The 9,417-nt window shown below is 61.0% G+C and carries 9 protein-coding genes and 4 tRNA genes; all 13 read left to right on the top strand.

Annotated elements, in window-relative coordinates:
* Positions 1-222: 222 nt before the first annotated feature.
* The 13 genes from MSG32_RS17545 (at position 223) to rplL (ending at position 9,216) form a co-directional block, all read left to right on the top strand.
* On the top strand, positions 223-3,180 hold the full coding sequence (locus MSG32_RS17545; protein WP_248381037.1) for a DUF2339 domain-containing protein: 2,958 nt from the start codon (positions 223-225) through the stop codon (positions 3,178-3,180).
* A 91-nt stretch (positions 3,181-3,271) separates the two neighbouring features.
* Positions 3,272-4,252, top strand: a complete 981-nt coding sequence (locus MSG32_RS17540) for a biotin--[acetyl-CoA-carboxylase] ligase (RefSeq protein ID WP_043334904.1) — start codon at positions 3,272-3,274, stop codon at positions 4,250-4,252.
* Positions 4,249-5,088, top strand: a complete 840-nt coding sequence (locus MSG32_RS17535; RefSeq protein WP_054556896.1) for a type III pantothenate kinase — start codon at positions 4,249-4,251, stop codon at positions 5,086-5,088. Before MSG32_RS17540 ends, MSG32_RS17535 begins: the two co-directional genes overlap by 4 nt.
* 109 nt (positions 5,089-5,197) lie before the next feature.
* Positions 5,198-5,281, top strand: a tRNA-Tyr gene (locus MSG32_RS17530).
* A 46-nt stretch (positions 5,282-5,327) separates the two neighbouring features.
* A tRNA-Gly gene (locus MSG32_RS17525) sits at positions 5,328-5,401 on the top strand.
* 35 nt (positions 5,402-5,436) lie between these two features.
* A tRNA-Thr gene (locus tag MSG32_RS17520) sits at positions 5,437-5,511 on the top strand.
* A gap of 163 nt (positions 5,512-5,674) precedes the next feature.
* Positions 5,675-5,750 (top strand) — tRNA-Trp (locus tag MSG32_RS17515).
* A 77-nt stretch (positions 5,751-5,827) separates the two neighbouring features.
* On the top strand, positions 5,828-6,196 hold the full coding sequence (secE, locus tag MSG32_RS17510) for a preprotein translocase subunit SecE (protein WP_043334897.1): 369 nt from the start codon (positions 5,828-5,830) through the stop codon (positions 6,194-6,196).
* A 10-nt stretch (positions 6,197-6,206) separates the two neighbouring features.
* Positions 6,207-6,740 carry a transcription termination/antitermination protein NusG gene (nusG, locus tag MSG32_RS17505; protein ID WP_043334895.1) on the top strand — a complete coding sequence of 178 codons (534 nt, stop codon included), beginning with the start codon at positions 6,207-6,209 and terminating at the stop codon, positions 6,738-6,740.
* Between the two features lie 120 nt (positions 6,741-6,860).
* On the top strand, positions 6,861-7,292 hold the full coding sequence (rplK, locus tag MSG32_RS17500) for a 50S ribosomal protein L11 (protein ID WP_043334893.1): 432 nt from the start codon (positions 6,861-6,863) through the stop codon (positions 7,290-7,292).
* Between the two features lie 2 nt (positions 7,293-7,294).
* Positions 7,295-7,987, top strand: a complete 693-nt coding sequence (gene rplA / locus MSG32_RS17495; protein ID WP_043334891.1) for a 50S ribosomal protein L1 — start codon at positions 7,295-7,297, stop codon at positions 7,985-7,987.
* 261 nt (positions 7,988-8,248) lie between these two features.
* Positions 8,249-8,755, top strand: a complete 507-nt coding sequence (rplJ, locus tag MSG32_RS17490; protein WP_043334888.1) for a 50S ribosomal protein L10 — start codon at positions 8,249-8,251, stop codon at positions 8,753-8,755.
* Positions 8,756-8,847: 92 nt separating this feature from the next.
* A complete protein-coding gene (rplL, locus tag MSG32_RS17485) occupies positions 8,848-9,216 on the top strand; it encodes a 50S ribosomal protein L7/L12 (RefSeq protein ID WP_043334886.1) in 369 nt (122 codons plus the stop codon).
* The last annotated feature ends 201 nt before the right edge of the window (positions 9,217-9,417 follow it).

Genomic DNA, 9,417 nt, shown 5'->3' with positions numbered 1-9,417 from the left:
TAGTGTGGAGTTTCTCCATGTGAGAGTAGGTCATCGTCAGGCACTTATCCCGAACCGCCCCTGCAGCCTTGCTGCAGTGGCGGTTCTCTTTGTGCGCAGAAAAGAAAGCCCGGCTCCCCCCAGGAGTCGGGCTTTTTGCGTCCAATGTGCAAATACGGTGCCGAGAGACTGACAGCATGAGGTGCCAGGCAAAATGCCGTAGTCTCTGAGCACGACTCTTCGATGACGGGCTGGGCGATGGATGAGCTGATGTTGGTGGGCGTCATGATGGCGTTGCTGGTACTGGGTGGTTCCTTGATGGGGTGGCTCAGCATGCTGCGCATCAAGGCGCTGGAGCAGCGACTGCGCGATATGGAGGCCAGGCTTACTCGCGAGCGTCCTGCACATGGCGCTCCGGTTATGCACACCCCCTTGCAAGAAGGGGGTGTGGACAAATCGTCTGCCGAAGTGCCGCCCCGGGAAGGACTGGCAGCATCCGGTGCAACGCCATCGATCAGCGACTCGCGGACCACTGCATCATCCAGTGGCGGCCACTCTCTGTCCTACCGGCTACTTCAGCGCTTGTTGCATGGAGCTGCCTCCAGTCGTTCAGGCGAGAAGGGGCAGGGCGCAGATCCTGCAAGCAAGGTATCAGAGGTGCTGCCGGGGGGCATGTCACGTCTGCTGACGCTGCTTCAGGAACACTGGATGATTCTTGTGGGTGCCTTGTCTCTGGTGATGGCAGGCATCCTGCTCGTCGGGTACTCCCTTGAGCAGGGCTTGCTGGGGCCGAGGGTACGGCTGTCGCTGGGTCTCGGGTTCGGCCTGAGCATGACGGTATTGGCTGAGTGGCTGAGACTGCGTACGTCCCAGTCATCGAGTCTGACCGGCGCGGTCAGCGGTGCCGGCAGCCTGGTGCTCGCGGCGAGCCTGCTGGCTGGTCACTTTCTGCTTTCGCTGGTGTCCATGCCGGTCACCTTCGTACTGCTGGCAGCCTTGAGCCTGTGGATGCTGGAGCGTGCGCGGCATCATGGGCCGTGGCTGGCAGCATTGGGCATGTTGGGCGGATATGCTCTGCCCTTGGCGCTGCCCATTCACCAGCAGTGGCAGGAAGCCTCGACCTTGCTGTTGCTGGGGCATGCGGGTGTGATCGCGGCAGCGTGTCGTGTGCTGTACCGCCAAGTCGCGGTGAGCTGGCTGTATTGGGGCGGTCTGGTGGGAGCGCTCGCCTGGTGGTTGCTGTTGATGCCCTTCGGTATCACCCCTGGTACGACATTGCTGGTGGGGCTGTTGCCCTGGGTGGGTGGTGTCTGGCTGGCCGTGCTGGCGTGGGGGTATCTGTGGGAGGGGGTGTGGGAGTCATCCACGGACGCCGCAGAGAAGGATGAGCGACAGGCGCAGGCCTCACTTGCGACCTGGTTGCCCTGGCGTGTATCTCTTGAGCTGCGTCGGCACTGGCTCGCCGGGGGCCTTGTCTCGGTGAGTGTCGTGCTGGGACTCTGGCTGCCCTGGCTGGAGGGCCTCGTGCATGGCGTCTCCTTTGACTCCTTGGTGGCGCCTTCCGATATGCCCGGCTCCGGTGTGTCCCTGTGGCAACAGGGGTGGCTGGCTAGCCTCATGCCGATGCTGGTGATTGCCTGGTCTAGTCGCCGCCATGCGGTGCTGTGGTCGATGGTGGTTGCTGGCAACGGACTCTGGTTGCTGGTGTGGGGGCTTGCCCTGACGGCACCGCTGTCGAGCAGCGCGATGATCAGCCCGCTGATACTGAGTGTCGGCCTGTTATCGCTGGCGCGTTGGCGACCGCGTCATGATGCGGGTGGAGGTGCAGAGAGGCCGCTTGCAGCCTGTTGGTGGGCATTGGCGACCATGGTGCCGCTGCTGGCGTGGGCCCTGGCCCTCTGGCAGGACGTCATGCCATGGGCGAGCGGGGCGAACGATGCAGGGAGGCTGATCAACACAGGGCTAGTCAACACAGGGCTACCGCCATTGATCTGGGGGCTGGTGTGCTGGGCGGGTGCCATGCGCTTCCAGGCGCGTGAAGGCGCTCAGCTTGCCGCAGGGCTGTGGTTGCCGGCGCAGGCCGGGATATTCCTTGCCCTGGTGGCAGTGCTGGAGGGGCCATCGCTGACCCTGGCGCTGGCGTTGCAGCTGTTGGGTTTGACCGCTTGTGAATGGCGCTGGTATCGCAAGGGGCATACCGCGGCGCGCTCCGTGTTTGCTGAGCTGTCACGCTTGCTGGCGTGGGGTGTCGTGGCTCGCTTGATGTATGGCATGGCGCATGACGACTATGCCGATATCGCGCACTGGCCACTGCAGATACTGCTGCCGGTATTGGCCTGTGTTGCCATGACCAGTCTCGGCATGCGCCACCGCCCGCGGACACAGCGCTGGCTGGAAGGTGCCGTTGTCCAGCTTGCCGTCGCGACGGTGGTGATGGAAATCCGTTATGTGTTGACCGGTGGAAAGCCCTTCGAGGGCAGCCTCACCCTGGCGGAGCTTTCCCTGCAGGTATTGGCGCTGGCCGGGGTGGCGGCAAGCTACGCCTGGCGTGCTCGTGGCGACGGTGCTGAGGCGCGGACAGGGACGCAGCTCTATCGCGTGCTGGCACTGGTGGTCGGCGGAGCGGCTGTGATCCTCTGGAGTGTCGGCGTGCTGGGCATCTTCAATCCGCTCTGGCACCCGGGGAATGTCGGGAGCTGGCCGCTGGTCAATTGGCTTCTGCCGGCATACGGCCTGCCTGCACTCGGGGCCGCAATGCTCTGGCGCATGACATCCAGACGCGCATCGGATGCGGGAAGTGCCGCGACACGCTCACGAATACGCGGGCTGAGCGAGGTGCTCGGCTTGCTGTCAGCAGCATTGTGGTTGGCGCTCAACTTGCGTCACTGCTGGCATGGCGCTGAGTTGGGGCTATGGCAGGGCATCGAGCAGGCGGAGCTATATGCCTACAGTGTGCTGATGCTGGTCGTCGCGGCGGCGCTGGTCGTGAGTGGCGCCAAGGTGGGGCAGCAGCATTGGCAGCGCATCGGACAGGGCATCTTGATCCTCACCGTGATCAAGGTGGGGGTATGGGATACCGCCACCCTTGAGGGGCTGTGGCGAGTAGGTTCATGGCTGGGACTGGGCAGTGTCCTGATGCTGCTTTCCGCCTTGTTCAATCGCCTGTCGGGGGCGGGAATGCGTGCCGGGGAGCGGAATTGACGAAAAGAGCGTTATCTTTGGTCGTTGTTCTTGGCTCGCAAGCCCATGAATCCGATAGAATGTGCGCTTTTGCACAGGGACAGGCCTCCGCATGACCATCCGTGATCTCATTCGTCTGCTTGGAGATGGTGGCTACCACTCCGGAGAGGCCCTGGGCGAAGAGCTCGGGGTGTCGCGTACGGCGGTCTGGAAGCAGCTCAAGAAACTTGAGGCGCTCGACATTCCGCTGGAAGCCATCAAGGGGCTTGGCTATCGACTGGCCAACCCCATCGAGTTGCTCGATGGTCAACAGATCATCGAGGCGCTGCCGCGCGAGACTCGCAAACACCTGACGCGCCTGTTCGTCGAGGAGTCGGTGGACTCGACCAATACCTTCATCCGCGAGCGCTTTCGTCAGGGAGCCGGCCATGCCGAGGTCTGTCTGGCTGAGGTGCAATCGGCTGGGCGTGGCCGTCGTGGGCGTGAGTGGGAAACCCCCTGGGGGCGCAGCCTGGTCTTCTCGCTTGGCTGGCGCTTCGAATCAGGCGCCGCATCGCTTGAGGGCCTGAGTCTGGCGATCGGCGTGGCGGTGGCGGAGGTGCTCGAGGCCGATGGCCTGCCCGCGCGCCTCAAGTGGCCCAACGATGTCCTGCTGCAGATACAGAAGGATCAACCCAAGATCGCTGGTATCCTGGTCGAGGTGACGGGGGATGTGTCCGGTCCCTGTGATGTCGTCATCGGTATCGGCATGAACATCGAGTTGCCGGCCTCCCGACGCGAGGCGATCACTCAACCGGTGGCTGCGGTACGTGACATCATTCCCGGTGCTTCGCGCAATCGCTATGCCGCGCGTCTGATGGAGTCATTGCTGGCGCTGTTGCCCGAGTTCGAGTCGCAGGGCTTTGCCGGATGGCAGGCGCGCTGGAATGAGCGCAATGCCTTCAAGGGGCGTGATGTGGTGATTCTGCGCGGAGACAGACGAGAAGAAGCCGTGGCAGAAGGTGTCGATATCAATGGAAATCTCGAGGTGCGCATGAATGGCGAAACCATCACTCTCGCCGGTGGCGAGATCAGTCTGCGCGCCGTCTCATGATTCTGGATCTTGATATCGGCAACACCTTGTCAAAATGGCGTCTCAAGGACACCGTTTCCAGCGAGATCCGCTCGCGCGGCGCCGTCTGGACGCGAGAGGAGTGGCGGCCGGGCGCGGATATTCCTGACCTGGATGTCGTCACGGCCGTGCGCATCTCCAGCGTGGCGCGCAAGCAGGTGCTGGATGAGACGGTGGAGTTGCTGCGCAAGCAGGTCGGCGTCGTGCATGTCGCACACTCGACGCGGGAGGCGCTGGGCGTCACCTGCGGCTATGAAGAGCCGCAACGGCTGGGCGTCGATCGCTGGTTGGGCGCACTCGCCGGCCATCATCTCACCGGGGGCTGTTGCAGCGTCGATTGCGGTAGCGCGATCACGGTGGATTTCGTGCTGCCGGGTGGCAAGCATCTGGGGGGGTATATTCTCCCGGGGCTGCGTCTGATGAAGGAAAGCCTCAAGCTGGGCACGCGCAATGTGGCCATCGATCCGGATACCGAGGTGGATACGTTGCTCGCGCCGGGTCGCAATACGGTAGAGGCCGTCAATCACGGCATCTACATGGCGGCCGTCAGCGCGGTCAATCGTCTCTATGCCGAGGTCTGCGATCGTGAAGGGGTAGCCTTGCCGCTACTGCTGACCGGCGGTGACGCGCGGGTGGTGGCGCGCGGTCTGCGGGTGCCGCATGCGCTGTGGCCAGACATGGTGTATGCCGGCCTGGAGGCGCTGTATCCATTGACCGCTGCCGAGCGGGCAGGGCGCCTGTCGGGTGCGCCCGACCAGCCGCGAGTGCCTGATCTAGAAAAACTTCGCTCAGGGCTTGCGCTCACCCAGATGCTTTGACATACTACGTCCCGTTCTGAGGCGATACATTCCCTCAAGCGCTTGAAGTAGAATGAAATCAAGCACTTGACAGCGTATCCCAAGCGACGTAAGATTCGTCGTCACAGATGGTGGGGTTCCCGAGTGGCCAAAGGGAGCAGACTGTAAATCTGCCGCGAAAGCTTCGAAGGTTCGAATCCTTCCCCCACCACCAGATTCGCTTATGATGTCGCGTGCATCAGGGCAGCAAGAGTTGGAAAGCGGGCATAGTTTAATGGTAGAACCTCAGCCTTCCAAGCTGATGACGCGGGTTCGATTCCCGCTGCCCGCTCCAGTTCATCTCGCCAGTCGAGATTGCGCAAAGGTTTTGCTCGTGTAGCTCAGGGGTAGAGCACACCCTTGGTAAGGGTGAGGTCGGCGGTTCAAATCCGCCCACGAGCTCCATACAACGGAAAGGCGAGTCGCAGTTTGGCTCGTCTTTTTCGTTTCCGACGACCTCCCAGGTCGCGGTCAAAGATAAGGCTTGTCAGTTTGGGTTGTCTCAGCTATGATGGCGCCCGCTGTTCATTCAGCCTTGTTTTTAGTCTCTGGAACACGCAAGTGTTACAGGCCAGTAGCTCAATTGGCAGAGCAGCGGTCTCCAAAACCGCAGGTTGGGGGTTCGATTCCCTCCTGGCCTGCCATCCTTCCCCAGGATGGTATTCGACTTCTTACCGATTCTCGATTCTAGCGATCGCTGCACCCTTGAGGAGTCTCTTTGATGAAACAGAACGCCGAGGTGCAGGAAGCGCGCCACGACGGGTTCAAGTGGTCGGTCGTTGTCATTCTTCTTGTGCTGGCTGTTGCTGGCAACGCCTATTTTGCTGACCAAGCGCTGCTTTATCGCGTGCTTGGCGTCGTCGTGCTTGGTGTTGCAGCGGCTGCTCTGGCGATCACGACCAACAAAGGCCGTGATGTTGTCGAGCTGGCAAGTAGTGCGCGCCGCGAGATCCAGCGCGTCGTTTGGCCGACCCGACAGGAAACTGTCCAGACAACTGCCATCGTGCTGGGTGCCGTGCTTATCGTGGGCCTGTTGCTATGGCTCATCGATACCACCCTCGGCTGGCTGATGTCCGGCATCGTCAGTTAACGGAGTTTCCATGTCCAAGCGTTGGTATGTCATACACGCCTATTCCGGTTTCGAAAAGCAGGTCATGCGTTCGCTCAACGAGCGTGTGAAGCTTTACGCCATGGAAGATCACTTCGGTGAGATTCTCGTGCCGGTCGAAGAAATCGTCGAAATGCGTGACGGCAAGCGCCGCAAGAGCGAGCGCAAGTTCTACCCGGGCTACGTGCTGGTCGAGATGGACATGAATGATCAGTCCTGGCACCTGGTGAATGAAACCCCGCGCGTCATGGGGTTCATCGGCGGAACCCCGGAGAAGCCGGCGGCGATTACCCAGAAGGAAGCCGACGCCATGCTGCGTCGCGTTCAGGACGGTACCGACAAGCCGCGTCCGAAGACTCTCTTCGAGCCGGGTGAAACGGTGCGTGTCACTGATGGTCCGTTCGCGGACTTCAATGGCGTAGTCGAAGAAGTGAATTACGAAAAGAGCCGTCTGCAGGTCAGCGTGCTGATCTTCGGGCGTGCTACGCCGGTGGAGCTAGAGTTCTCCCAGGTCGAGAAGGACTGATCTCAGGATCATCATCTCATCTGTTTGAACACGAGCATCACGGCAACACGAAGGGTCGCCTGAGGCGGCCCGGTTTCACGGGGAGCCGCAAGGCGCTACCACCCATACTGGAGTCCTATCATGGCCAAGAAAGTACAGGCTTACATCAAGCTGCAGGTCGCAGCCGGTAAAGCTAACCCGAGCCCGCCCGTGGGTCCTGCCCTGGGTCAGCACGGTGTCAACATCATGGAGTTCTGTAAAGCGTTCAACGCCGCTACACAGAACGTCGAGCCGGGTCTCCCGACTCCCGTGGTCATCACCGTCTACTCCGACCGTAGCTTCACTTTCGTCACCAAGACGCCGCCTGCGGCCGTCCTGCTGCTGAAAGCTGCCGGTCTGAAGTCCGGTTCTGGTGAGCCGAACAAGAAGAAGGTCGGCACCGTGACTCGCGCTCAGCTGGAAGAGATCGCGACCACCAAGGAACCGGATCTGACAGCTTCCAACCTGGACGCTGCTGTTCGCACCATCGCCGGTACTGCCCGTAGCATGGGCCTGAACGTGGAGGGTCTTTGATCATGGCCAAGATTTCAAAGCGCGCCCAGGCGATCAACGCGAAAGTTGAATCCGGCAAGGTCTACAGCGTCGAAGAAGCTGTTGCACTGCTGTCCGAGCTGTCCACAGTCAAGTTCAAGGAGACCATCGAAGTCTCTCTGAACCTGGGTGTTGACCCGCGTAAATCCGACCAGGTCGTGCGTGGCGCTACCGTGATGCCGAACGGCACCGGTAACGACGTGCGCGTCGCTGTCTTCACCCAGGGCGCCAACGCTGAAGCAGCGAAGGAAGCCGGTGCAGACGTGGTCGGCATGGACGACCTGGCAGAACAGGTCAAGAAAGGCGTGATGGACTTCGACGTCGTCATCGCTTCTCCGGACGCCATGCGTGTCGTCGGCCAGCTGGGTCAGATCCTTGGTCCGCGCGGCCTGATGCCGAACCCGAAAGTCGGTACCGTGACGCCTGACGTCGCGACTGCCGTGAAGAATGCCAAGGCTGGTCAGGTGCGTTTCCGTACTGACAAGAACGGCATCATTCACGCCGGTATCGGCAAGATCGACTTCAGCGCTGACTCCATTCAGGGTAACATCGACGCCCTGGTGGCCGAAGTCAAGAAGCTGAAGCCGAGCACTTCCAAGGGTGTCTACCTGAAGAAGATCACCCTGTCCAGCACCATGGGCCCGGGTCTGACTGTCGATCACGCCAAGTACGCGTAAGGCAGTCTCAGAATGTTTCACTTTGCGGTCCCCGTGCTCAGCCGCGGGGCGCCGTCAAAGACCGCAGGCGCTGGCCTTGTCACCTCGGTGACAGGGCCGGCTTAATCGCGCCGCGATGCTTGCATTGCGCGTAGCCTGCGCAGATGGTGTCCCAGCCCTGCTGGTGGCAGCCATCCTCCAAGACTCTCCCGCGCAGTTCTGGTGAGAGAGATGGTAAACCACTGGGGAATTCGTTCCCCGGCACGAAATGGAGTCAACACCGTGGCTTTAGGTCTCGAAGACAAGAAGGCAATTGTTGCTGAGGTCAGCGAAACCGCCAAGGGTGCTCTCTCCGTAGTCGCTGCCGACTCTCGTGGTGTAACTGTTGGTGCAATGACCGAATTGCGCAAACAGTGCCGCGAAGCGGGCGTCCAGCTGCGTGTTGTTCGCAACACTCTGGCTCGTCGTGCGCTGTCCGGTACCTCTTATGAGGTGCTGAACGAGTCCTTCGTCGGCCCGACTCTGCTTGCATTCTCCATGGAACACCCGGGCGCTGGCGCTCGTCTGTTCAAGGAATTTGCCAAGAAGGTCGAGGCGTTCGAAGTCAAGGCATTGGCCTACGAAGGCGAGTTCATCCCGGCGGCGAATATCGACCGTCTGGCATCTCTGCCGACCCGCGATGAAGCACTGTCCAAGCTGCTGTCTGTCATGAAGGAAGCTTCTGCAGGCAAGCTGGTCCGTACTATCGCAGCACTGCGCGATCAGAAGGAAGCCGAAGCCGCCGCGTAAGCAGCGCTTTGACCTCCTGGCTGTCTCGTGCAGCCTGAATCGATTTCCGTTTGACTGAGCATCTTTGCTCCGCAAAGTTTAGGATTGCTAAAATGGCACTGACCAAAGAAGACATCATCAACGCCGTCGCTGACATGACCGTCATGGAAGTGGCTGAGCTGATCGAAGCAATGGAAGAGAAGTTCGGCGTTTCCGCCGCTGCCGCCGTCGTCGCTGGCCCGGCCGCTGCTGGTGAAGCCGCTGAAGAACAGACCGAGTTCGACATCGTTCTGACTGCTGCTGGTGACAAGAAAGTCAACGTCATCAAGGCTGTTCGTGAACTGACTGGCCTGGGCCTGAAAGAAGCCAAGGCAGCTGTCGACGGCGCTCCGGCCACCCTGAAAGAAGGCGTGAGCAAGGAAGACGCTGAAGAAGCGAAGAAGAAGCTGGAAGAAGCTGGCGCGTCCGTGGAACTCAAGTAACTCGTGTTCCAGGCTACGCACGCTGCGTAAGCTTCCTGGCTGGTGGCGGACTCCGCCACCAGCCTTTTTCTGTTGCAAGACGAATTATGACGGCGAGCCAGCCCGCAAGGGAGGCTTGCCGTCCGCGCCTGATGGACATCGCCGCGCCATCAGGGATGAGCCGACCACGCATCGGTCACCCAAGGTGAACAAGCTGGGGAA

Origin of the sequence: Cobetia sp. 1CM21F (assembly GCF_023161745.1) — a bacterium.
Taxonomy (GTDB): domain Bacteria; phylum Pseudomonadota; class Gammaproteobacteria; order Pseudomonadales; family Halomonadaceae; genus Cobetia; species Cobetia amphilecti.
The sequence above is the reverse complement of the archived record's forward strand: the minus strand, read 5'-3'. Positions and strand labels throughout refer to the sequence as shown.

Excerpts from the sequence above, each read along its gene's own strand:
- MSG32_RS17535 (WP_054556896.1), top strand. The coding sequence starts at position 4,249 with ATGATTCTGGATCTTGATATCGGCAACACCTTGTCAAAATGGCGTCTC.
- nusG (WP_043334895.1), top strand. The coding sequence starts at position 6,207 with ATGTCCAAGCGTTGGTATGTCATACACGCCTATTCCGGTTTCGAAAAG.
- rplK (WP_043334893.1), top strand. The coding sequence starts at position 6,861 with ATGGCCAAGAAAGTACAGGCTTACATCAAGCTGCAGGTCGCAGCCGGT.
- MSG32_RS17545 (WP_248381037.1), top strand. The coding sequence starts at position 223 with ATGACGGGCTGGGCGATGGATGAGCTGATGTTGGTGGGCGTCATGATG.
- MSG32_RS17540 (WP_043334904.1), top strand. The coding sequence starts at position 3,272 with ATGACCATCCGTGATCTCATTCGTCTGCTTGGAGATGGTGGCTACCAC.
- secE (WP_043334897.1), top strand. The coding sequence starts at position 5,828 with ATGAAACAGAACGCCGAGGTGCAGGAAGCGCGCCACGACGGGTTCAAG.
- rplL (WP_043334886.1), top strand. The coding sequence starts at position 8,848 with ATGGCACTGACCAAAGAAGACATCATCAACGCCGTCGCTGACATGACC.
- rplA (WP_043334891.1), top strand. The coding sequence starts at position 7,295 with ATGGCCAAGATTTCAAAGCGCGCCCAGGCGATCAACGCGAAAGTTGAA.